Annotated in this window: 20 protein-coding genes and 1 pseudogene; 16 read left to right on the forward strand and 5 right to left on the reverse strand. The window is 72.1% G+C overall.

All coding sequences use genetic code 11. From position 1 onward, the window contains the following. Nucleotides 1-24: 24 nt before the first annotated feature. Nucleotides 25-957, reverse strand: coding sequence for a DNA-3-methyladenine glycosylase family protein (locus ACXKR8_RS19085; RefSeq protein ID WP_462100595.1), 933 nt, complete (start codon nt 955-957; stop codon nt 25-27). Nucleotides 958-1,135: 178 nt separating this feature from the next. On the opposite strand from ACXKR8_RS19085, the pseudogene ACXKR8_RS19090 reads away from it, so the two are divergent. The 4 genes and pseudogenes from ACXKR8_RS19090 (at nt 1,136) to ACXKR8_RS19105 (ending at nt 6,353) form a co-directional block, all read left to right on the forward strand. Then, nucleotides 1,136-1,899 (forward strand): annotated as a pseudogene (locus ACXKR8_RS19090) (TIGR03089 family protein). A 122-nt stretch (nt 1,900-2,021) separates the two neighbouring features. After that, nucleotides 2,022-2,888: a LytR C-terminal domain-containing protein gene (locus ACXKR8_RS19095; RefSeq protein WP_458274105.1), complete on the forward strand. Its 867-nt coding sequence runs from the start codon at nt 2,022-2,024 to the stop codon at nt 2,886-2,888. A 54-nt stretch (nt 2,889-2,942) separates the two neighbouring features. Continuing rightward, nucleotides 2,943-4,484, forward strand: a complete 1,542-nt coding sequence (locus tag ACXKR8_RS19100) for an LCP family protein (protein WP_458274106.1) — start codon at nt 2,943-2,945, stop codon at nt 4,482-4,484. Between the two features lie 345 nt (nt 4,485-4,829). Next, nucleotides 4,830-6,353 (forward strand): LCP family protein, encoded by a 1,524-nt coding sequence (locus ACXKR8_RS19105; protein ID WP_458274107.1) that lies wholly within the window; start codon nt 4,830-4,832, stop codon nt 6,351-6,353. A 22-nt stretch (nt 6,354-6,375) separates the two neighbouring features. On the opposite strand, the gene ACXKR8_RS19110 is transcribed toward ACXKR8_RS19105, so the two are convergent. Continuing rightward, on the reverse strand, nt 6,376-7,437 hold the full coding sequence (locus ACXKR8_RS19110) for a glycosyltransferase family 2 protein (protein WP_458274108.1): 1,062 nt from the start codon (nt 7,435-7,437) through the stop codon (nt 6,376-6,378). Between the two features lie 154 nt (nt 7,438-7,591). Here ACXKR8_RS19110 and ACXKR8_RS19115 point away from each other — a divergent pair, with 154 nt between their 5' ends. From ACXKR8_RS19115 to ACXKR8_RS19125, 3 genes are all read left to right on the forward strand, one after another. Then, nucleotides 7,592-9,079 (forward strand): LCP family protein, encoded by a 1,488-nt coding sequence (locus tag ACXKR8_RS19115; protein ID WP_458274109.1) that lies wholly within the window; start codon nt 7,592-7,594, stop codon nt 9,077-9,079. A gap of 98 nt (nt 9,080-9,177) precedes the next feature. Further along, nucleotides 9,178-10,686, forward strand: a complete 1,509-nt coding sequence (locus ACXKR8_RS19120; protein WP_458274110.1) for an LCP family protein — start codon at nt 9,178-9,180, stop codon at nt 10,684-10,686. Nucleotides 10,687-10,713: 27 nt separating this feature from the next. Next, a complete protein-coding gene (locus ACXKR8_RS19125) occupies nt 10,714-11,805 on the forward strand; it encodes an LCP family protein (protein ID WP_458274111.1) in 1,092 nt (363 codons plus the stop codon). 17 nt (nt 11,806-11,822) lie between these two features. Here ACXKR8_RS19125 and ACXKR8_RS19130 read toward each other — a convergent pair whose 3' ends face one another. Together ACXKR8_RS19130 and ACXKR8_RS19135 are read right to left on the reverse strand one after the other, a co-directional pair. Then, the gene (locus tag ACXKR8_RS19130; protein WP_458274112.1) at nt 11,823-12,560 is read right to left on the reverse strand and encodes a GntR family transcriptional regulator; all 738 of its coding nucleotides are present in this window, start codon (nt 12,558-12,560) and stop codon (nt 11,823-11,825) included. Nucleotides 12,561-12,627: 67 nt separating this feature from the next. Then, nucleotides 12,628-12,822 carry a hypothetical protein gene (locus ACXKR8_RS19135; protein WP_458274113.1) on the reverse strand — a complete coding sequence of 65 codons (195 nt, stop codon included), beginning with the start codon at nt 12,820-12,822 and terminating at the stop codon, nt 12,628-12,630. 1 nt (nt 12,823) lies between these two features. On the opposite strand from ACXKR8_RS19135, the gene ACXKR8_RS19140 reads away from it, so the two are divergent. The 9 genes from ACXKR8_RS19140 to ACXKR8_RS19180 all read left to right on the forward strand — a co-directional run bounded on the left by ACXKR8_RS19140 (nt 12,824) and on the right by ACXKR8_RS19180 (nt 20,515). Continuing rightward, nucleotides 12,824-13,993 carry an ABC transporter substrate-binding protein gene (locus ACXKR8_RS19140; RefSeq protein ID WP_458274114.1) on the forward strand — a complete coding sequence of 390 codons (1,170 nt, stop codon included), beginning with the start codon at nt 12,824-12,826 and terminating at the stop codon, nt 13,991-13,993. A gap of 56 nt (nt 13,994-14,049) precedes the next feature. Then, a complete protein-coding gene (locus ACXKR8_RS19145) occupies nt 14,050-14,904 on the forward strand; it encodes an ABC transporter permease (RefSeq protein WP_458275021.1) in 855 nt (284 codons plus the stop codon). After that, the gene (locus ACXKR8_RS19150; RefSeq protein WP_458274115.1) at nt 14,892-15,740 is read left to right on the forward strand and encodes an ABC transporter permease; all 849 of its coding nucleotides are present in this window, start codon (nt 14,892-14,894) and stop codon (nt 15,738-15,740) included. The genes ACXKR8_RS19145 and ACXKR8_RS19150 overlap by 13 nt, the downstream gene beginning before the upstream one ends. A 10-nt stretch (nt 15,741-15,750) precedes the next feature. Continuing rightward, nucleotides 15,751-16,899 carry an ABC transporter ATP-binding protein gene (locus tag ACXKR8_RS19155; RefSeq protein WP_458274116.1) on the forward strand — a complete coding sequence of 383 codons (1,149 nt, stop codon included), beginning with the start codon at nt 15,751-15,753 and terminating at the stop codon, nt 16,897-16,899. Further along, entirely contained in the window at nt 16,896-17,600 is a 705-nt protein-coding gene (locus ACXKR8_RS19160; RefSeq protein ID WP_458274117.1) for an HAD family hydrolase, read from the forward strand. Before ACXKR8_RS19155 ends, ACXKR8_RS19160 begins: the two co-directional genes overlap by 4 nt. A 68-nt stretch (nt 17,601-17,668) precedes the next feature. Then, nucleotides 17,669-17,992 carry a DMT family transporter gene (locus ACXKR8_RS19165; protein ID WP_458274118.1) on the forward strand — a complete coding sequence of 108 codons (324 nt, stop codon included), beginning with the start codon at nt 17,669-17,671 and terminating at the stop codon, nt 17,990-17,992. A 65-nt stretch (nt 17,993-18,057) separates the two neighbouring features. Next, on the forward strand, nt 18,058-18,408 hold the full coding sequence (locus tag ACXKR8_RS19170; RefSeq protein WP_458274119.1) for a group I truncated hemoglobin: 351 nt from the start codon (nt 18,058-18,060) through the stop codon (nt 18,406-18,408). Between the two features lie 162 nt (nt 18,409-18,570). Next, complete coding sequence (locus ACXKR8_RS19175) at nt 18,571-20,031, forward strand: aromatic amino acid ammonia-lyase (protein WP_458274120.1); 1,461 nt, start codon at nt 18,571-18,573, stop codon at nt 20,029-20,031. Between the two features lie 214 nt (nt 20,032-20,245). Continuing rightward, a complete protein-coding gene (locus tag ACXKR8_RS19180) occupies nt 20,246-20,515 on the forward strand; it encodes a hypothetical protein (protein WP_458274121.1) in 270 nt (89 codons plus the stop codon). Nucleotides 20,516-20,695: 180 nt separating this feature from the next. On the opposite strand, the gene ACXKR8_RS19185 is transcribed toward ACXKR8_RS19180, so the two are convergent. Continuing rightward, nucleotides 20,696-21,859, reverse strand: a complete 1,164-nt coding sequence (locus ACXKR8_RS19185; protein ID WP_458274122.1) for an acyl-CoA dehydrogenase family protein — start codon at nt 21,857-21,859, stop codon at nt 20,696-20,698. Nucleotides 21,860-21,878 lie beyond the last annotated feature (19 nt).

Consider the following 21,878-nt stretch of genomic DNA (forward strand, 5'->3'; position numbering starts at 1 on the left):
GCTGAACCGCCGACGCGACCGAGGTCACATCGCGCGGAAGTCGATCGGGGCGTAGCGCGGCGCCCGCCTCGGGGCGCGGACGCTGGTCATCCGCAGCAGTCGGCAGACCCGGTGCCGGTGCCCCCGGTAGGGCTCCAGCAGTTCGAGCATGATCGCGTCGTCGCTGCGCTCGCGCCCGGCCAGGGCCCAGCCGACGGTGTTCGGGAGGTGCAGGTCGCCGACGGTGACCGCGTCCGGGTCGCCGTTGCTGCGCTGCAGGGTCTCGGCGGCGGTCCAGACCCCGATGCCGGGGACGGACGTCAGCCGGGCCGCGGCCTCGGCCGGGGCCAGGCCGGAGGCCTGCTCCAGCCTGGCCGCGAGCCGGGCGGCGCGGACCACGGTGGCCGAGCGGTGACCGTCCACGCCGGCCCGGTGCCACTCCCAGGACGGGATCATGGCCCAGTCCCGGGCCGCCGGGGTGATCCGCATCCCGGCCGGGGCCGGTCCCGGCGCGGGCGCGCCATGGTGCAGCAGCAGGTAACGCCAGGCCTCGTGAGCCTCGCCCACGGTGACCCGCTGCCCCAGCACCGCCGGGACGAGGGACTCCATCACCAGACCGGTCCGGCCGATCCGCAGCCCGGGGTGGCGCCGACGGAGCTCGGCCAGCAGCGGGTGGCCGCAGGGGTCGAAGGCCGCCGGGTCGTCCTCCGCGCCGAGCAGCGCCGGGAGCCGGTCGAGCAGCCACTCCGCACCCGGGCCCCAGGCCTGGGCCTCGATCTCCGGAGCCGCCGGGTCCGCTGCTGAGCGAACCGTGATCCGCAGCGTGCCGAGGCCGCCCGGGGTGCGGGAGCAGCGCCAGAGCGCGCCGTCCGGGGTCCCCCGGTAGGCCGGGTCGCGGTGGCCGAAGCGGAGCACGCCGATGGTGGCGCGGACGTCGAGCGGGCCCTCCGGCCGCCAGACCCGCACGGCCTGCGCCACAGTGCCCCCACCCGTCAGATTCACCACGCCAGACTACGGCGGCCCCCGGCCGCCCCGTGCGGACGCCGGGAATTTCCGGAAGGTGTAGACCTGTCCGACTCGCCGCCGGACGGCGCGGACGCTTCGGCCGTACAGGTGCGCGACCCCGTTGACCCCAGGGCATAGGCTGGAGCCCACCATGAGCCAGACACCCCTCAGCGGCGCAGAGACCCCCGCCGATCTGCTGCGCTCCGCCCTTGCCTCCGACCCTGCCCGTCCGCTGATCACCTACTACGACGACGCGACCGGAGAGAGAGTCGAACTCTCGGTCAAGACGTTCGACAACTGGGTGGCGAAGACGGCCAACCTGCTGCAGGACGATCTCGCCGCAGCGCCCGACGACCGGGCCGCGCTGCTGCTGCCCGCGCACTGGCAGACCGCCATCTGGCTGTTCGCCTGCTGGTCGGTGGGCCTGACCGTGTGTCCTGGCGGCGACCCCGCCGAAGCCGACCTGGTGGTCAGCGGCCCCGACACGCTGGAGGCCGCGCTGGCCTGTCCCGGCGAGCGGGTGGCCCTGGCGCTGCGGCCGCTGGGCGGACGCTTCCCCGAGCTGCCGACCGGTTTCCTGGACTACGCGGCGGAGGTGCCCGCCCAGGGCGACCGCTTCGTCCCGTACGCGCCGGTGGACCCGGACCGTCCGGCGCTGGTGATCGACGGGGAGCAGCTGACCGGGCCCAGTCCGTGTCGCTGGCCGCCGAGCAGGCGTCCCGGATGGAGCTCAGCCCCGGCGACCGGGTGCTGAGCACGCTGTCCTTCGACGACTGGGCCGGGCTCGGCGGCGGGCTGCTCGCCCCGCTGGCGGCCGGCGCCTCGGTGGTGCTGTGCCGCAACAGCGAGAAGCTGGCGGACGAGGCGATGGAGGCCCGGATCGCCTCGGAGCGGGTGACCCACCGGGTCAGCTGAGACGGCGTCCGCCGCTCATCCTGACGTACTTACCTCTGCTCCTCACCACACTCATGGGGTGAACGGCTACTGTGGCCGACTCGGGTGGAACACGTCCGAGGCCCAGCAGAGTGGAGCAGCACGTGCAGTCGGGATACGGGACAGGCGGCAACAGCGCCGATGCCGCGGACCTCTGGGTGCTGGACCCCCGTACGGGTGAGTACCGGATGCGGCTGCCCGGCGAGCCCGTTCCGCCGCCCGCCCCGGTACCCGCGCCGACCAGCCCCGTGGGCAGCACCGTCGCGTCCCGCAGCGCCTCCCGCACCGCGGGCCGGAAGCAGGACGGCCCGGGCCGCAACCAGGCCGCCCCCGGCCGGGCCGGACGCCGCCGGGAGCGGGCCGACCGGCGCAGCGGCCCCTGGGTCGCCGCCGTGGCCTGCTTCCTGCTCGCGGTCGGCGGCACCGGCGGCTACCTGCTGCTGCACCACGGCGGCGGTACGAACACCGCGAACGGACCCGGCACCGGCCCGGTCGCGGGCACCGGCCCGTCGGCGAGCTGCTCCGCGCACCCCGCCGCCACCGGACCGGTCCCCGAGCCCCCCGTGTCCGGCAGCTTTCTGCAGGGCAGCCGGGCCACCGCGATCAACGTCAGGGTGACGGTGCTCAACGGCACCGGCACCATCGGCCAGGCCGAGTCGGTGCTGAACTGGCTGCAGAGCGGCAAGGAGGGCTTCCTGCGCTCCAGCAACGGCGGCCCGGCGCCGGCCACCGCGCCCACCACCACGCTGGTGTACGCGCCGAACCATGTGGACCAGGCCCGTACCCTCGCCGCGGCGATGGGCCTGCCCGCGACCGCGCTGCACGGCGACGGAAAGACCAGCGATGCGATCGGGCGGATGGTGCTGACGCTGGGTCAGGACTTCCACGGCATAGGCAAGCCGTTCGCGGCCCCCTCCCTCGCAGCCTCCGCGCCGGCCGCCGGCGCGACGGAGGGCTGCGGCAGCCAGTAGCCCGGTGCCGAGCTCCGGGTGACACGCCCGAGCGCACTAAGGCAGGCACCGCCGATGACCACCGACCACCTCAAGCCCCGCCGCAGGGTTCCGGTATCAACGCTGCCCGGGGCGCCCCGCCGGCGCCCCCGCAAGCGGTCGCGCGGGCGGGTCAAGCTGCTGGCGATCAGCCTCGGTGTGCTGCTGGTGGTCTGCGGCGCCGGAGCCTGGGGCTATGTGCAGTATCTGAACAGCAATATCAAGCACGGGGCGCTGAGCTTCGGCGACCAGGGCACGCCGCACAACGACGCGGCCGGGCACAGCGCCCTGAACATTCTGATGATCGGCTCGGACAGCCGGGACACCGCCGCCGACCTGAAGCTGGGCGGCGCCCGCGGCTCGGTGGGCGGTCCGGTGCACGCGGACGTGGAGATGCTGCTGCACGTCTCGGCGGACCGCAGCAACGCCTCGCTGCTGAGCATCCCCCGCGACACCATGGTCGACATCCCGCAGTGCACCGACCCCAAAACCGGGAAGGTGTACCCGGAGTCGCCGCACGAGCAGATCACCGACAGCCTGTCGCACGGCGGCCCCGGCTGCACCGTCTACACCTGGCACCAGCTGACCGGCATTCACATCGACCACTACATGATGGTCGACTTCGGCGGCGTGGTGAGCATGGCGGACGCCATCGGCGGGGTGCCGGTCTGCACCACGGGGAACGTCGCCGACCCCTACTCCCATCTGCGGCTGAGCAAGGGCCACCATGTGATCAAGGGCGTCCAGGCGCTGGAGTGGCTGCGCACCAGGCACGGCTTCGGCGACGGCAGCGACCTCTACCGCACCCAGACCCAGCACATGTACCTGACCGCGATGCTGCGCCGGCTCCGCTCGGCCGGGACGCTGGCCGACCCCGGCAAGATCCTCTCCCTGGCGGACGCCGCGACCAGGGCGCTGACCGTGGACGACGGCCTGGACAGCGTGGGCAAGCTGGCCGGCCTCGCGGACCAGCTGAAGGACCTCCAGCCGGACCGGCTGACCACGGTGACCATGCCGTACGCGGCGGATCCGCAGAACCCCAAGGCCTGGGTGATCCCGCTGCCGGGGGACGCCCAGCAGTTGTTCTCGATGGTCCGCGGCGACATCTCGCTGGACGCGCACGGCCGACCGCTCACCGCCGCCGCGGCCGTGCCGAGCGCGCGGCCCGCGCCGGTCGCCACCGTGGCGCCGGCCAAGGTGAAGCTGACCGTCCAGAACGGCAGCGGCATCCCAGGACGGGCCGCGTCGCTCACCTACGCGCTGCGCACGCTGGGCTTCACCCGTACCGGGAACGGCCTGAACGCGCCGGCCCACCAGAGCGACACCACGCTCTCCTACCCCGCGTCGGCGCGGGCCGCCGCCCAGGCGGTGGCCGCCGTGCTGCACCTGCCGAAGGCGGCGCTGCGGCCGTCCAGGAGTGTGACTCTTCCGACCCTCGTGGTGGGAACCGACTGGCCGAGCGGGAGCGTCTACCCCACCGTGGTCACCCCGGCGGCGGGGGCAGTTCCTACGTCCGCGAAGCAACAGAACGGCAATGAGAGCGCCTGCGCCAAGGTGAATCCGGTCTACGGCTGGTAGCCACGGAAAGCACAATCCCGTGCGCGCACCGTGACGAAAAGCGCCGGAACTGTCCTTTTTTTAACAGTTCGCGCGCCATCGGTATGCCGATTCCCAAGCCATTCACCACAAGAACGCCAGATGAACCCCGAATCTCGGAAAGATATAGTCCGCTCATGCTGCCGCCGGGGAGACGGCAGCCACTGAGCTGATCTTGGGGTGTTTGTCCATATGACGTATGAGACCGGGAGCCCTGCCCCGACCCGGGGGCGCGCCGCCGCACGCAAAGCGGGCAAATCCAGTCGGCGCAAAAAGGGCTCGCACGGCAAACGAATACTCAAGTACACGTCCATCACGATGGGCGTGGTGCTCGTGGCCGTCGCTGGCGGCGGTTATCTCTACATCAAGAACCTCGACGACAATATCCGCGGCGGTGACCTGCACTCGGGCATCGACCCCAAGGCGAACGTGGCGAAGCCCACGCCCAATGCGCAGGGCCAGACCCCGCTCAACATCCTGATCATCGGCTCGGACGGCCGCGACTCCGCCGCCGACTGCGCCCTGGGCGGCGCCTGCAGCACCGCCGGCGGCCTGGCCCGCGCGGACGTGGAGATGCTGGTCCACCTCTCGGCCGACCGCAGCAACGCCTCCATCACCAGCATCCCCCGGGACACCGTGGTCGACCTGGCCGACTGCAAGGGCTCGCCCAAGGGTCGGCACACGCTCATCAACGCCAGCCTCAACTACGGCGGGCCCGGCTGCGTCGTGGACACCTGGCAGAAGCTCACCGGCATCAGCATCGACCACTACATCATGGTGGACTTCAAGGGCGTCGTGGACATGGCCGACGCCATCGGCGGCGTCCAGGTCTGCGCCAAGCAGAACGTGGTCGACTACAAGGTCTACACCGACGCGCAGGGCGTGCGGCACGAGGAGGGCTCCGGCCTGGTCTTCCCGGCGGGCACCCGCAAGATCACCGGCGTGCAGGCGCTGGAGTGGCTGCGCACCCGCCACGCCTGGGAGGACGGCACCGACATCGGCCGCACCCACGCCCAGCACCTCTACCTCAACTCGATGATCCGTCAGATGAAGAGCCTGGGCACGCTCACCAACATCCCCGAGATGAACAAGCTCGCCACCACCGCGACCAAGGCCCTGCAGGTCGACCTCCCGCTGAAGCACTCCGGCATCACCGGGATGCTGAGCCTGGCCAGCCAGTTCAACGCGGTCAAGCCCGAGCGGGTCACCACGGTCACCATCCCCTGGCACTACGGCCCCACCGTGAACGGCGCCCAGCCGATCCTGCTGACCCAGCCCGCCGCCGACAAGATCTTCGCGCAGATCCGCAACGACGTCCCCTTCGACAAGAACACCACCGCGACCACGGCGACGCCGACGCCCAGCCCGGTGGCGACGGTCAGCGCCACCCCGGAGCAGAAGGCCGCCGTCGCCATCTCGGTGCAGAACGCCACGGTGGACGGCCGCGGGCAGCAGATCACGGACTTCCTCAAGTCCCAGGGCTTCACCAAGGCGCAGCGGGACACCAGCTACGTCGCGGCCGGCCCCACCAAGCTGACGTACCCCACCGCCGACAAGGCGCAGGCCGAGGCCGTCCAGGCCGCACTCGGGCTCAGGGCGTCCGCGCTGAGCCCCTCGGCCTCGGCCAGCCACCTGGTCCTGGTGGTCGGCACCGACTGGACCAAGGGCACCGACTTCGACAGCACCGCGCCCAAGCCGAAGGCCGGGCTGCCGACCGGGACCGACTTCCAGAACGGGGCGGACACCACCACGTGCATGCAGGTCTACACGGCCGCGCACTACGCCAACGGCAAGCCCATCTACACCTGGACCGGCAGCACCCCGCCCAAGGTTCCCCAGGCCAAGGAGTGACCGGCCCCGACCCTTTCCAGGCTCAGCGCGGGGAGCGGGCCCGGTCGCCGACGGAGCCGACGGCCGGGGCCGTGCTGGCGATCACCCGGCGGGCCAGCGACCTGGGGCTGGTGAGGAATCCCCAGCCCCAGGCCATGTGCATGGTGGCCAGGGCCACCGGGAGCTGCAGCCGGGCCCGGAGCGGGAGGCCCCGGCCCTCGCGCAGCGAGCCGAGCAGGATCAGCGCCGCGTAGCCGCCGGGGGCGACGAACAGCACCGGGTGCACCAGCACGCCGCCGACCAGGCCCAGGCCGACTCCCAGCAGGGCGGCCGGCGGGGCCAGGTAGCGGAGGTTCACCGAGCCGCGGTGGTAGCGGGTGACCACCCGGCGCCAGCGCCCGTAGTCGTGGTACTGCCGGGCCAGGGTGCGGACGCTGGGGCGCGGACGGTAGGTCACCCGCAGCTCGGGGGTGAACCAGACCAGCCCGCCGTCCTGGCGGATCCGGTAGTTCAGCTCCCAGTCCTGGGCCCGGATGAACTCCTCGTTGTAGCCGCCCTGCTGCTCCAGCACCTCGCGCCGGAACACGCCCAGGTAGACGGTGTCCGCGGCGGCCGCGGTGCCGCCGGTGTGGAAGGCGGCGTTGCCGACCCCGATCTTGGCGGTCATCGCGGCGGCGACGGCCCGCTCCCAGTCGGTCTCGCCCTCGGCGTGCATGATGCCGCCGACGTTGGCGGCGTCCTTCTGGTCCAGCAGCCGGACCGCGGTGGCGATGTAACCGGGCGTCAGCAGGCCGTGGCCGTCGACCCGGACCACCACCGGGTGCCGCGAGCCGCGGATCGCCGCGTTCAGCCCGGCCGGGGTGCGGCCGGTCGGATTGGGCACGGTACGCACCTCGCGGGCGGTCCCGGCGGTCTCCGCCACCAGCGCGGCGGCGATCAGATCGGTGTCGTCCGCGGACGGGCCGAGGGCGATCACCACCTCGATGTCGCCCGGGTACTCCTGTTCGAGGATCCGCAGCACTGCTTCACGCAGGTGCCTGGACTCGTTCAGCACCGGCATGATCACCGAGACGGCGGGGGCGGCGGAGGCGGAGGTCGCGTTCATATGCCCGCAACCGTACCGCCGGGGCCTGTGCCGCGCTGAATCGAGGCCCTGAAGCCAAGACCAGGGAGGCCGAGAGGGGCCCGAAGGAGGGACAAACGCGACACCCCGCAGCGGCTCCGCCGACGCCGAGCCGCCCGGACCTACCATCCACAGGATGCCTGCCGACCGCCGTGACCGGCCCACCGCCCCGACCAGCCGCCACCGCCGACGCCGGGGCCTCTGGCTCGCCGGAACGCTCTCGGTCGCGGTGCTGGCCACCAGCGGGGTGGGCCGCGCCGTGGTCAGCGGGGTCGGCGACTCGATCGGCCGGGTGGACGTGTTCGGCGGGCTGAACCACCGCCCGGCCGACGACGCCGCGCTGAACTTCCTGCTGGTCGGCACCGACGAGCGGGAGGGCGTGCCGCCGCAGGTCCTGCAGTCGCTGCACGCCGGCGGCGAGTCCTGCCACTGCACCGACACCATCATGCTGGTGCACCTCTCCGCCCAGGGGGACCGGGCCAGCGTGGTCAGCATCCCCAGGGACAGCTATGTCGACATCCCGGCCCATCTGAACCCGGCCACCGGCAAGCAGGTCCCGGCCGGGAAGGGAAAGATCAACGCGGCCTACGGGATGGGCGGGCCGCCGCTGACGGTGGCGACCGTCGAACAGGCGACCGGCCTGCACATCGACCACTACCTGCAGCTGAACTTCCTCAGCTTCGTCAGCACCGTGGACGCCCTGGGCGGCGTCCCGGTCTGCAGCACCAAGCCGCTGCGCGACCCCAAGTCCGGGCTCGACCTGCCGGCCGGGACCACCAGGCTGGACGGCGCGGAGGCGCTGAAGTACGTCCGGGCCCGCTATGTCGACCCCACCGCCGACCTGGGCCGGATGCAGCGGCAGCAGAAGTTCGTGGCGCAGATCATCCAGCAGGCGACCAGCAGCGGAACCCTGCTCAACCCGGTCCGGCTGCAGAGCGTCGCCTCGGCCGTGCTGAAGTCGGTGAAGGCGGACGAGGGGCTCAGCGGCAAGGACCTGCTGGCGCTGGCCTCCCGGCTGAAGGACCTGCGGCCCTCCTCGGCCTCCTTCGCCACGGTGCCGCTGTCCGACCTCAACCATGTGGTGCCCGGCTGGGGCTCCACCGTGCTCTGGGACCAGCCCCGGGCGGCCGCACTGTTCAACGCGCTGCGCCAGGACCAGCCGCTGACCGCCCCGGCCGGCGCCGGAGCGTCCGCCGGCGCCCCGGCGGCCGGCCCGGTGAGCGTGCCGCCGGGGCATGTCCGGGTGCAGGTGCTGAACGGGGCCGGGGTGGCCGGCCTGGGCACCAGGGCCGACGCCCAGCTGCGCGCGGCCGGCTTCGGCACCACCGGCGCCGCCCAGAACGCGCCCGGCGCGGACACCGCGGCCCGCACCGTCATCCGCTACGACCCGCGCTGGGACGAGTCGGTCCGGACCCTGGCGGCGGCGCTGCCGGGGGCGCAACTGGTCCCGGTCACCGGCCTGGGCGGCACCATGCAGGTGGTGCTCGGCAAGGACTTCACCGCGGTGAAGCCGCTGGTCGTGGCATCGGCGGCACCCTCGACCCCGGCCCACCCGACCGCCTCGGCGGCCCCGTCGCCCGCACCGATCGCCGCCTCGCGGGGTGACTCGGTGATCTGCCACTGACACGGAGCGTTCACCGGCGTGCATCAAAACTGCTACAGGTGTCCAGAATGACCGCTTGAGGCCCCTGCCGGCCGCTGCGGCAGGGCATCCTCAGTCACATGACGACGCGCGATGGTTGGGACGAGGGGTCGGCCGGCAACGGCCGGGACATCAGCGGCTGGGAGACTCGTACGACCAGGCCGGGCGAGCCGGACGGCCGGGGACAGGGCTCGGGATCGGGCTACGGCTCGGGCTCCGGGCAGGGCGGGGCGTACGGCGGGCTGCCGCAGATGCCGTCCACCCCCGGCTACCGCAGCTCCGCGTACAACCAGGCCAATCAGGCGAGCCAGGGCCAGGGCAACCAGGCCGAGCCGCCGCTGCCGCCCGGGCTGAACCCGCGCGGCCCCGGCTCGACCCGGCGCCCGGCCCCGCAGCAGGGCTCCCAGCAGGGCCGGCCGCTGCCGCAGCAGGCGGCCGGGCAGTCGTACGGGCGGCCTGACGGGCTGAACCCGACCGTCAAGGAGAACCCCGGCGCCCCCGGCGGCCTGCCGCCCGAGCTGGACCCGCGCGGCCCCGGCCCCCGCGGACCGCGCCGCGGCGGAAACGGGACGGGTGGCACCGGCGGAACCGGCGGCGGGTCCCGCTGGTCCCGGCGGCGCAAGATCAGGTTCACCCTGTTCGCGCTGGTGCTGACGCTGCTGGTGGTCAGCGTCGGCAGCTATGTCTGGGCCGACTCCAAGCTGAACCACGTCAATGTGCTGACCGACTACGCCGGCCGGCCGCCGGCCGGCAAGGGCACCAACTGGCTGATCATCGGCTCGGACAGCCGCCAGGGCCTCTCCAAGGCGCAGCAGCAGGCGCTGCACACCGGCTACGCCGCGGGCTCGCGCACCGACTCGATGATGATCCTGCACATCGGCAGCAACGGGAACACGCTGATGAGCATCCCGCGCGACTCCTATGTCACCATCCCGGCCTGGACCGACAGCAAGGGCGTCCAGCACAAGGAGTCCAAGAACAAGATCAACGCCGCCTATGCCTTCGGCGACGGCCCGCTGCTGGTGAAGACCCTCGAGTTCAACACCGGTCTGCGCATCGACCACTACGCCGAGATCGGCTTCTCCGGCTTCGTGAACGTGGTGGACGACCTCGGCGGGATCCACCTCTGCCTGGACAAGGCGATCGTGGACAAGGCCTCCGGCGCCAACCTCAAGGCCGGCTGCCAGGACCTGAACGGCACCCAGTCGCTCGCCTTCGTCCGCGAGCGGCACCAGGAGGCCAGCCAGGACATCGCCCGGATGAAGCACCAGCAGCAGTTCCTGGCGGCGCTGTCGCACAAGGCCACCTCGGCGGGGACGCTGCTCGACCCGTTCGTGCTCTACCCCACCCTGGACAGCGGGCTGTCGCTGCTCACCGTGGACAACAACGTCGGGCTGACCGACCTCGGCTCGATGTTCTTCGCCATGAAGGGCGTCCAGGGCGGCAAGGGCAAGACCATCACCGTGCCGATCGCCGACGCCAACTACTCGACCCCGGCCGGCGACGCGGTGAAGTGGAACATGAGCGAGGCCACCCAGGTCTTCAACGCCTTCAAGAACGACACGGCGGTGCCCAGCTTCACCAGCTGACAGGACGTCAGCTGGCAGGCTGGGGGCATGACCCCCGAGGAGCCGCTGCCGCCCGAGCTGTCCCCGCGCCTGCCGCCGGGACGGGCCGGGCGGCAGGGGCGGCAGGCCGGGGCGCCGGGGGCGCCGAGGCCTCGGAAGCGGCGCTGGTGGAAGCTCCTGCTGCTGCTGACCGCCCTGCTGCTGGTGCTGCTGGCCGCGGTGGTCGCCGGGACCTGGTTCTGGGCGGACGGCCGACTGGTCAAGGTCGCCGCGATCACCGACTACAGCGGCCGGCCGGCCGACGGGCCCGGCACCAACTGGCTGATCGTCGGCTCGGACAGCCGGTCCGGGCTGACCGCCCAGCAGGAGCGGGACCTCCATGTCGGCTCCGACAGCGGGCTGAACACCGACACCATCATGGTGCTGCACCAGGGCTCGAACGGCCCGGTGCTGATGAGCATCCCGCGCGACTCCTACGTCTCCATCCCCGGCCACGGCAAGGACAAGATCAACGCGGCCTTCGCCCTCGGCGGCGCGCCGCTGCTGGTGCGGACGGTGGAGCAGGACACCGGCATCCACCTGGACCACTACACCGAGGTCGGCTTCACCGGGGTGGTGAACATCGTCGACGCGCTCGGCGGGGTGCCGATCTGCCTGGCCGAGCCGGTGCAGGACGCCAAGTCGGGCGCGGACCTCAAGGCCGGCTGCCAGACCCTGAACGGCACCGAGTCACTGCAGCTGCTGCGCACCCGCTACTCGCTGCCGGACTCCGACCTGAGCCGGATCCAGAACCAGCAGCAGTTCCTGCAGTCGATGGCGAAGCAGGTGGTGCAGCCCGGCACCTGGCTGAACCCGTTCACGCTCTACCCCTTCCTCAACGCCTGCTTCCAGTCGCTGACCGTGGACCGGGACACCGGCCTGTGGACGCTGGGGCAGTTCGGCCGGCAGATGCACGGGGTCAGCGGATCGAAGGGAAAGACGGTGACGGTGCCGCTGGCGACGCAGGACTACACCACCCCGAGCGGGGCTTCGGCGGTGCTGTGGTCGGAGAGCGGCTCGGCCGCCCTGTTCGCGGAGATCCAGAACGACCGCCCGGTGACCGCCGCGGTCAACCCGTCCGGCACCACCGGCAGCGGCTGACACTTTTTGACGCTCCGTCACTCCACATGCCGCGCCAGCGGGTTGGAGCCGATGGAGTTGGCCACCGCGAAGCTGACCGAGCCCGAGCGGTAGCGGTCGTCGGACCACTCGATCGGCCGTCCGGCGTGGGTGGTGGTGGTGCGCCGGATCCGCAGCAGCGGGCCGCCGCGGCGGATGCCGAGCAGCTCGGCGTCCTGGGTGCCCGCCGCCACGGCGTCGATGGTGTGCTCGCCGTAGGCGAAGATGATCCCGATGTCGTCGTAGAGGGCCTGGACCACGGACTCGCACTCCGGCGACAGCCGCTCGACCGCCTCGGCCACCCACGGCGGATAGACATTGCGCTCCACCAGCACCTGTTCCCCGTCCAGGCCGCGCACCCGGAGCACCTGCAGCACCTGGGCGCCTGGCTCGATCAGCAGCCGCTCGGCGTCCTCGGCGGTGGCCGGGCGGCGGAACTGCTCGACCACCAGGCCGCTGGCGGTGCGGCCCATGGCGCCGGCCCACTGGGCGAAGCTGCGCAGCTCGGCGAAGCTCTGGCTGCGCCGGTTGCCGAGGACCACCCGGCGGGCGCCCTGCCGGGAGCCGATCCGGCCCTCGGAGGTGAGCGCGGCCACGGCCTGACGGACCGTCCCCCGGGAGACCTCGTACCGGGCGGCGAGATCGCTCTCGGTGGGAAGCGTGCCGCCGACCGGGTACTCGCCGCGGTCTATCGCCCGGCGCAGCGCGTCGGCGATCTCCTCATGGCGTGCGGACACAGCGTGAACCTCCATGTCGGGCGGGATGGGCTGTGCACAGCACAACCCGGGGTGCTGCCACAGCAGCTCACATCACGATCAGCTGCGTGATCGTACCGTTACCTGGTGCGGGTGTGAAATCCCAGCCCAGCAAGCAGAATACCGACAGGTAAAAGAGCGCGACCGGACGTGCGCCGTTCACCCTCCCTTCACCATGCTCGGGCGTACTGTCACCAGCTTGTCCAAACAAGTCCCCTCCCAAAGACGCCTCGTCAGGAGACACCGTGACTCCCTCCCTTGCCCGGTCCGCCGCCGTCACCGGTTGTTTGGTGGCCGCCGCACTCACGCTGAGCGCCTGTGGTTCCTCCAGCTCCACCAAGCCCGCTGCCGGGGCGTCGGGGGCGGGCAGTGCCAAGAGCGCCGCCACCGCGACCTCCGCCGCCGACTTCGGCGGCATGGACGCGCTGGTCGCGGCGGCGAAGAAGGAGGGCACGCTGAACGCGATCACCCTCCCCCGCGACTGGGCCAACTACGGCGCGATCATCGACGGCTTCACCAAGAAGTACGGCATCAAGGTCAACGACGAGAACCCCGAGGGCTCCAGCCAGGACGAGATCAACGCGGTCACCACCCGCAAGGGCCAGAGCCGCGCCCCCGACGTGCTGGACCTCGGCGGCGCCTTCGCGCTCAGCGGCGCCCAGCAGGGCCTGTTCGCCCCGTACAAGGTCGCCGCCTTCTCCTCGATCCCGGCCGGCCAGGCCGCCACCGACGGCGCCTGGGCCTTCGACTACGGCGGCTACATCTCCATCGGCTGCAACGAGAGCAAGGTCAAGGACTGCCCGAAGACCTTCGCCGACCTGCTCAAGCCGGAGTACAAGGGCATGGTGGCGCTCAACGGCGACCCGACCCAGGCCGGCGCGGCCTTCGCCGGCGTCTACGCGGCGGCCCTCGCCAACGGCGGCAGCTTCGACAACATCCAGCCCGGCCTGGACTTCTTCACCAAGCTCAAGAAGGCCGGCAACTTCAACCCGGTGCAGGCCAAGCAGAGCACGGTCGAGTCGGGCGAGACCCCGATCACCATCGACTGGGACTACCTCAACGCCGGCTACGCCGCCGAGTTCAAGTCCAAGGGCATCAACTGGCAGGTCAACGTCCCGACCGACGGCGTCTACGCCAACTACTACAACCAGGCCATCAACAAGGGGGCGCCGCACCCGGCCGCCGCCCGGCTGTGGGAGGAGTACCTCTACAGCGCCGAGGGCCAGAACCTCTTCCTCGGCGGCTTCGCCCGCCCGGTCGAGATGGACGCGCTGAAGACCGCGGGCACCCTGGACACCGCCGCCGCCGCCAAGCTGCCGGCCGTCACCGGGACCCCGACCTTCCCGACCCAGGACCAGATCACCAAGGCCAAGGCGCTGCTGGCCTCCGGCTGGACCAAGGCCATCGCCGGGTGAGTACCGCCGACCTGGTTGCCCCCAGCGCGACCGAGGACGACCGTCCCCGCCGCCGCCTGCGCAGTTCGCTGCGCCGGGCGGCGGCCGGGCGCCTCGCCGTCGCCCCGCTGCTCCTCTTCGTCGCCGTGGGATTCGGCGTGCCGGCCGTCGCGATGGCCTACGGCGCGTTCACCACCAACACCCCCGGCACCCCCAGCACCTACACCTCGGGCAATCTCACTGCCTCGCTCCAGGGCGGCTATCTGACCGCCCTGCTCGGCAGCGTCAAGCTGTCCGCGGTGTCCGCGCTGATCGCCACCGTGGTCGGCCTGCTGCTCGCCCAGGCCGTCGCCACCTCCCGGTTCCAGGCGCTGCGGCACGCCGTGCTCAGCGCCTCCGGGGTGCTCGCCAACTTCGGCGGCGTGCCGCTGGCGTTCGCGTTCATCGCCACCCTGGGCAACGCCGGGGTGCTGACCACCCGGCTGCATCTGAAGGGAGCGGGCTGGAGCCTCTACACCTTCTGGGGCCTCAACCTGGTCTATCTGTACTTCCTGATCCCGCTGATGGTGCTCAGCGTGCTCCCCTCGCTGGACGGGCTGCGCCGGCAGTGGCGCGAGGCGGCCCAGAACAACGGCGCGACGCTGTGGAAGTACTGGCGCTACGTCGGGCTGCCGGTGCTGGCGCCCTCGCTGCTGGGCGGTTTCGTGCTGCTCTTCGGCACCGCCTTCGCCGCGTACGCCACCGCGGCGGCGATGGTCGGCGCGTCCGTCCCGCTGATCACCCTGCAGATCGCCAACGCCCTCAACGGCAATGTCTCCGCCGACGCCGGCAACGTCGCGCTGGCGATGAGCCTGGACATGGTGGTCATCGCGGCCCTGGTGATGGCCCTGTACCTGCCCCTGCAACGCCGGAGCGCCCGATGGCTGGTCTGAGCACGAACCTGAGGAACCGCCCGCGCTTCGGCCGGGCGGCCGTGCTGCTGTTCTGCGGCGTCTACTTCGTCGTGCCGATCCTGGCCTCGTTCCTCTTCACCGTGGACGACCCGGTGCACGGGTTCACCCTGCACGCGTACCGGGAGATCTTCAGCGTCACCGGCCTCTGGCCGGCCCTGCAGCTCTCGCTGGAGCTGGCCGCGGCCACCATCGTCGTGGTCTACCTGCTGCTGATCCCGGCCGTGGTGGCGGTCCGGCTGGGCAGCCCGCGGCTGCGCACCGTGGTCGAACTGACCTGCACCCTGCCGCTGGTGGTCCCGGCCATCGCCTTCACGGCCGGCATCACCAGCGTGCTCAGCTGGGGCAGCAACCACCTGACCCAGGGCAGCACCATGTTCCAGCTGCTGGTCGACATCCAGAACCCGGACTTCCCGGTGATCCTGCTGCTCGCCTATGTGGTGATGGCGCTCCCGCTGGCCTACCGCACCCTGGACGCCGGGATGCGGGCGCTGGACGTCCGCACCCTGCTCGAAGCGGCCCAGAACAACGGCGCGAGCCGGGCCCGCGCCATCGTCACGGTGATCCTGCCCAACCTCCGCGGCGCGCTGCTGAACACCGCGTTCCTCACTTTGGCGCTGGTGCTGGGCGAGTTCACGGTCTCCTCGATCCTCGGCTTCGTGCCGTTCTCGGTCTGGATCGTCAACGGCAACGCGTCCGGCCAGGGCGATGTCACCGTGGCCGTCTCCATCGTCAGCCTGCTGCTCACCTGGCTGCTGCTGCTCCTCCTGTCCGCGGGCGGCAGCCGCCGCGGCGCCTCGACCCCCACTACCCCCTAGGGAGCCCCCGATGACCGAAACGGCCCCCGGCGCCGCCACCACGTCCGCTGCCTCTGCCGCTGCTGCCGGCTCTGCCGGTCCCGCCACGGCCGCGTCGGTGCTGGCGGCCGACAGCAGTGCCACCGTCGAGTTCCGCGGGCTGCGCCGCAGCTACGGCGCGACCACCGCGCTGGACGGCCTGGACCTCACCGTGCAGCCCGGCGAACTGCTCGCCCTGCTCGGCCCGTCCGGCTGCGGCAAGACCACGGCGCTGCGCATGGTCGCCGGCTTCGAGCGCCCCGACTCGGGCGCGGTGCTGGTCGACGGCGCCGACATCACCGGCATCCCGGCGCACCGCCGCGACGCCGGCATGGTGTTCCAGTCCTACAGCCTGTTCCCGCACCTCAACGCCCGGGACAACGTCGCCTTCGGGCTGCGGATGCGGAAGACCCCGACGGCGGAGCGGCGCCGGCGCGCGGACGAACTGCTGGAGCTGGTCGGCCTGCCCCAGTACGGCGACCGCTACCCGCACCAGCTGTCCGGCGGCCAGCAGCAGCGGATCGCGCTGGCCCGGGCGCTGGCCCTGCGCCCGCGGGTGCTGCTGCTGGACGAGCCGCTGTCGGCGCTGGACGCCAAGGTGCGGCTGAACCTCCGGGAGGAGATCGGCCGACTGCAGAAGGAGCTGGGCATCACCACCCTCTTCGTGACCCACGACCAGGAGGAGGCGCTGTCGATGGCCGACCGCGTCGCGGTGATGCACGCGGGGCGGCTGGAGCAGTGCGCCACCCCGGCCGAGTTGTACGCCCGCCCGTCCACCGCCTTCGTCGCCGAGTTCGTCGGCACCATGAACCGGATCCCCGGACGGATCGGCGACGACACCGGAACGGTCGAGGTACTGGGCCGCAGACTGCCCGTGGACGGGGCCAGGACCGGCCCGAACCAGGACGTCGAGGTGCTGGTCAGGCCGGAGAACGTGCAGCTCACCGCACAGGGCGGGGGTGGCGCGGTGGTGGTCGGCAGCACCTTCCTCGGCTCGGTCACCCGGCTCGCCGTGCAGCTGACGGACGGTCGGGAGATCAAGGTCGACCTGTCCACCCACGACGCCGCCGCGCTCCCCGCGGGCACCGGTGTGACCGTGGACCTGTCCGAGCGCCCGGTACTGGTGGCCAGCCGCCCGTGACCCTTCCGAACCAGCTCACCCGACTCCAGGCCGTCCTCTTCGACATGGACGGCACCCTGGTCGACACCGAGGGCCTGTGGCAGCAGGCGGTCGCGGCCGAGGCCGCGCTGCTCGGCCTGCCGCTCGGCCCGGACGACCAGCCGTACATCCTCGGCCGCGCGGTCCAGGACACCGCCGTCCACCTGCACGGGCGGCTGCTCGCGGCGCCGGTGGAGGGTGCGACCCCGGCGCTGTCCCGGCTCGCCGACGCGCTGGAGCGGCGCTTCGCCGGCCTGGTGCAGGCCCGGGTGGAACCGCTGCCCGGCGCGCTGGCGCTGCTGGACGAGCTCACCGCCGGGGGCGTCACCATCGCCCTGGTCTCCGCCTCGCCCCGGCACGTCGTGGACATCGTGCTGGCCACCCTCGGCAGCCGGCGCTTCGCGGTGTCCTTCGCCGCCGGGGAGACCCCGCGGACCAAGCCCGCGCCCGATCCCTACCTCGCCGCGGCCGAGGCCCTGGGTGTGGACCCGGCCTGCTGCGTCGCCGTGGAGGACACCCCGACCGGGGTCGCCTCCGCCGAGGCGGCCGGCTGCGCCGTGCTCGCCGTCCCCTCCGCCGCCCCGGTCGCGGCGGCGCACGGACGGACGGTGGTCGGCAGCCTGCTGGACGTGGACCTCGCGCTCCTGCGTAGCCTGGTCCAGCCCGGGGAAGTCCGGGCCTGACCTCTGGTTTGTCCTTGGGCCTGACCCCTGGCCCGACCGCACCACCCGACCCGAAGGCACGTCCGCACATGCCCTACCTGTTCCTCGCCGTCGCCATCGCCAGCGAGATCTGCGCCACCGTCTCGCTCAAGTACTCCGAGGGCTTCACCCGGCTGCTGCCCAGCCTGGTGGTGGTCGCCGGGTACGGGCTCTCCTTCGTCTTCCTGGCGCAGGCGCTGAAGCACATCCCGGTGAGCACGGCGTACGCGATCTGGTCCGGCGTGGGCACGGCGGTGATCGCCGCGATCGGCTTCAGCTTCCTCGGCGAGAGCGTCAACGCCTGGAAGCTGGCCGGGATCGCGATGATCATCGGCGGGGTGGTCGCCCTCAACCTCGGCGGCGCCTCCCACTGAACATTCACAAGCGGTCAACTGTCATCTCTATTCGCACACTTGAGTGATAGCCATACTCACTTGCCATGACGATCTATGACGCCATCGGCGGGGCACCCGCGGTCACCGCAGCCGTGGACGACTTCTATCAGCGGGTCCTCGCCGACCCCGAGCTCGCCGGGTTCTTCACCGAGACCAGCATCCCCCAGCTCAAGGCCCACCAGCGGGCCTTCATCAGCACCGCGCTCGGCGGCCCGGACGGCTACAGCGGCCGTTCGATGGCCGAGGCCCACGCCGGGCGGGGCATCAGCGAGAAGAACTTCGACCAGGTGGTCGGCCATCTGGCCGCGACCCTGGCCTCGCTCGGCGTCCCGGAGGAGACCATCGGCGAGATCGCCGCGGCGCTTGTCCCGCTTCGTCCGGAGATCGTTGCCTGACCCACTGCCGACCTGTCCACGGAGGGGTGCCGCCGGCCCGGAGCCGGCGGCACCCCTCCTTTCACCACGCGCTTTCACAGTGGGTTACCTTCATGCTGCCGGAGGGCAGTGATTGGCCCCCGGGACGAAGCACTCCTCGCCCCCGGAAGGCGGTCCGCACCCGTGACTCCGCGCACCCTGACCCTGGACGGCGCCTCGCTCACCCCCGGGGACGTCGCCGCCCTCGCCCGCCGCAGCGCCAGCCCCGAGGTCGATCCGGCCGCCCGGGACCGGATGCTGAAGGCCCGGGTCGTCGCCGAGGAGGTGGTCACCCGCCAGCGCGTGTACGGCCTCACCACCGGCGTCGGAGCCAACCGCACCACCGAGGTCACCGACCGGGCCGCCGACGACCACGGCATCCGGCTGCTGCGCAGCCACAGCGGCGGGATCGGCCCGCTGGTCCCGGTCGAGCAGACCAGGGCGATGCTCGCGGTACGGCTGAACCAGCTGCTCAGGGCCGGTTCCGCGATCAGCGCCACGGTCGCCGACCGGATCGCCGAGGCGCTCCGCAGCGGGCACGTCCCCACCGTCCACGGCTACGGCTCGATCGGCACCGGCGACCTGTCCGCGCTGGCCGAACTGGGCCTCGCCCTGGCCGGGGAACAGCCCTGGCGCGAGGGCACCGGCGAGGGCCCCGCCCCGGAACCGCTGCCGCTGGACCGCTGGGACGCACTGCCGCTGATGTCGAGCAGCGCGCTGACGATAGGTCAGGCGGCGCTAGCGCAGCATGAGTTGAGCACACTGATGGACACCGTCCCACTGATCGCGGCGCTGTCGCTGACCGTGGTCCAGGGCTCCACCGAGCCCTACGGTTCGGTGGTGCACGCGCTGCGCCCGCACTCCGGGGCGACCCGGGTCGCGGCCCGGATGCGGGAGCTGCTCGACCCGGTGCCCTGGGAGCCGGTCCTAGTCCAGGACCCGTTCGGCTTCCGCTGCCTGCCGCAGGTGCACGGCGCGGCGCTGGACGCGGCGGACGCGCTGGAGCAGGTCCTGGCGATCGAGCTCAACTGCTCCGCCGAGAACCCGCTGCTGTCGCTGGAGCCCGCCGAGTACCACCACCACGGCGGCTTCCACCAGGCCTCGTTGGCGCTGGCCATGGACCAGCTGCGCCTGGCCCTGCTCGGCACCGCGCAGCTGTCCACGGCGCGGGTCGGGGTGCTGGTCTCCCCGGTGTTCACCGGACTGCCGCCGTTCCTGGCCCAGGACGAGGAGGGCAGCAGCGGCATCATGATCACCGAGTACGCGGCCCAGTCCGCGCTGGCCGAGCTGCGGGCCCTGGCGCAGCCGGTCACCCTCGGCCACGCGGTGCTGTCCCGGGGGGTGGAGGAGCACGCGAGCTTCGCCGCGACCGGGGCCAGGCACCTGCTGGAGAGCGTGGGCATCCTGCGGCTGGTGCTCGGCTGCGAGCTGGTCGCCGCGGTGCGGGCGCTGCGGATGCACGGCGTGATCCTCGACCCGTCGAGCCCGCTGGGGCGCTTCCAGCAGGAGGCCGGCGCGGTCCTCAGCCCCGGCAACGCCGACCGCGACCTCACGCCGGACGTGGAGGCGGCGGCGGAACTGCTGGCGCTGGCGCGGGAGGCCTGAGGCCTGAGGCCTGAGGCCGCGGTCGGCCGGCCGGCTCCGGCGGGGGCGTGCGGCTGAGGGGGCGCGAGCCGGGGGGCGTACCACCCGTTTCGCTTCGCCCGCCCCATTCGTGCCCGCCGGGAGAGTTGACGCAGCCGCATATGCGGGCGGGATGATGGAGCCGGGTCGTCACAGCGCGTGCGCGTCCCGTCACCGATGGATTCCCAGGGATGTCGTGCGTACCGTGCTGGTGGTCACCGTGGTGTGGGTCGCGGTCGCCTTCCTCCTGGGACCGCTCATCGGCCGCGTCCTGAAGTACGGCCACATCCGCCCCACCACCGGCCCACCCCCGCTGCCCCCGGACCCGGAGGCCGTCCCGGACCCGGAGCCCGCCCCCGACCCGGAGCCCGCCCCGGACCCGGAGCCCGCCCCCGACCCGGACGGTCCGCCGGACCCGGCTGCTCCCCCGAGCCAGGATCCGGACCAGCCCGAGCCGGAGCCGTAGCCTCAGGTCACCCCTCCTGCGCGTCCCGCAGGATGCGCTCGATGTCCCAGGCGTGGTGGTGCCCGTCGTGGGCGTTGTTGCGTACGACATCCTCAGCACGCTGGACTCCGCAGGCCGGAAGACGTCCGGGAAAGCCAAGAGGCACCCCGTGGGGTGCCTCTTGGCTTTGGGCAATGGAACCTATGGCAGGTTGCGGGCCATGACGATCCGCTGGACCTGGTTGGTGCCCTCGTAGATCTGGGTGATCTTGGCGTCGCGCATCATCCGCTCCAGCGGGTAGTCACGGGTGTAGCCGTAACCGCCCAGGAGCTGCACGGCGTCGGTGGTGATCTCCATCGCGGCGTCGGAGGCGAAGCACTTGGCCGCGGCGCCGAAGAAGGTCAGGTCACTGTCCCCCCGCTGGGAGCGGGCGGCGGCGGCGTAGGTGAGCTGGCGGGCGGCCTCCAGCTTCATCGCCATGTCGGCGAGCATGAACTGGATCCCCTGGAACTCCGCGATCGCCTTGCCGAACTGCTTGCGCTCCTTCACATACCCCGCCGCATAGTCCAACGCCCCCTGCGCGATCCCCAGCGCCTGCGCCGCGATGGTGATCCGGGTGTGGTCCAGGGTCTGCATCGCGGTCGCGAAACCGGTCCCCTCCGCCCCGATGATCCGGTCAGCCGGGATCCGGACGTTGTCCAGGTAGACCTCACGGGTCGGCGAGCCCTTGATGCCCAGCTTGCGCTCCGGCGCACCGAAGGACACCCCCTCGTCGCCCTTCTCGACCACGAACGCCGAGATGCCCTTGCTGCGCTTGTCCGGGTCGGTGACCGCCATCACCGTGTAGAACTCGGACACCCCCGCGTTGGTGATCCAGCGCTTGACGCCGTTCAGCACCCAGAAGTCGCCCTCGCGCACCGCGCGGGTCTTCATCCCGGCCGCGTCCGAGCCGGCGTCCGGCTCGGACAGGCAGTAGGAGAACATGCCCTCCCCGGCTGCCAGCGGGGTCAGGTACTTCTGCTTCAGCGCCTCGTCGCCGGACAGGATCACCGGCAGCGAGCCGAGCTTGTTGACGGCCGGGATCAGCGAGGAGGACGCGCAGACCCGGGCCACCTCCTCGATCACGATCACCGTCGCCAGCGCGTCCGCACCGGCCCCGCCGTAATCCTCGGGCACGTGCACCGCGTGCAGGTCACTGCTGGTCAGCGCATCCAGCGCCTCCTGCGGGAAGCGGGCCTGCTCGTCCACCTCGGCAGCGAACGGCGCGATCTTGGCCTCGGCCAGCGAACGCACCGCGTCACGGAGCATCTCGTGCTCCTCGGAGATCCGGAACAGGTCGAAGTCTGCCGCGCCTTTGGACGCCATGCGTCTCACCCCAAGTTAT

Source organism: Streptacidiphilus sp. PAMC 29251, from assembly GCF_054208735.2.

What these genes read in the sequence shown, in the direction of transcription:
- ACXKR8_RS19100 (WP_458274106.1), top strand. Translation starts at nt 2,943, where the DNA reads ATGACCACCGACCACCTCAAGCCCCGCCGCAGGGTTCCGGTATCAACG.
- ACXKR8_RS19110 (WP_458274108.1), bottom strand. Translation starts at nt 7,437, where the DNA reads ATGAACGCGACCTCCGCCTCCGCCGCCCCCGCCGTCTCGGTGATCATG.
- ACXKR8_RS19115 (WP_458274109.1), top strand. Translation starts at nt 7,592, where the DNA reads ATGCCTGCCGACCGCCGTGACCGGCCCACCGCCCCGACCAGCCGCCAC.
- ACXKR8_RS19120 (WP_458274110.1), top strand. Translation starts at nt 9,178, where the DNA reads ATGACGACGCGCGATGGTTGGGACGAGGGGTCGGCCGGCAACGGCCGG.
- ACXKR8_RS19125 (WP_458274111.1), top strand. Translation starts at nt 10,714, where the DNA reads ATGACCCCCGAGGAGCCGCTGCCGCCCGAGCTGTCCCCGCGCCTGCCG.
- ACXKR8_RS19150 (WP_458274115.1), top strand. Translation starts at nt 14,892, where the DNA reads ATGGCTGGTCTGAGCACGAACCTGAGGAACCGCCCGCGCTTCGGCCGG.
- ACXKR8_RS19155 (WP_458274116.1), top strand. Translation starts at nt 15,751, where the DNA reads ATGACCGAAACGGCCCCCGGCGCCGCCACCACGTCCGCTGCCTCTGCC.
- ACXKR8_RS19165 (WP_458274118.1), top strand. Translation starts at nt 17,669, where the DNA reads ATGCCCTACCTGTTCCTCGCCGTCGCCATCGCCAGCGAGATCTGCGCC.
- ACXKR8_RS19170 (WP_458274119.1), top strand. Translation starts at nt 18,058, where the DNA reads ATGACGATCTATGACGCCATCGGCGGGGCACCCGCGGTCACCGCAGCC.
- ACXKR8_RS19185 (WP_458274122.1), bottom strand. Translation starts at nt 21,859, where the DNA reads ATGGCGTCCAAAGGCGCGGCAGACTTCGACCTGTTCCGGATCTCCGAG.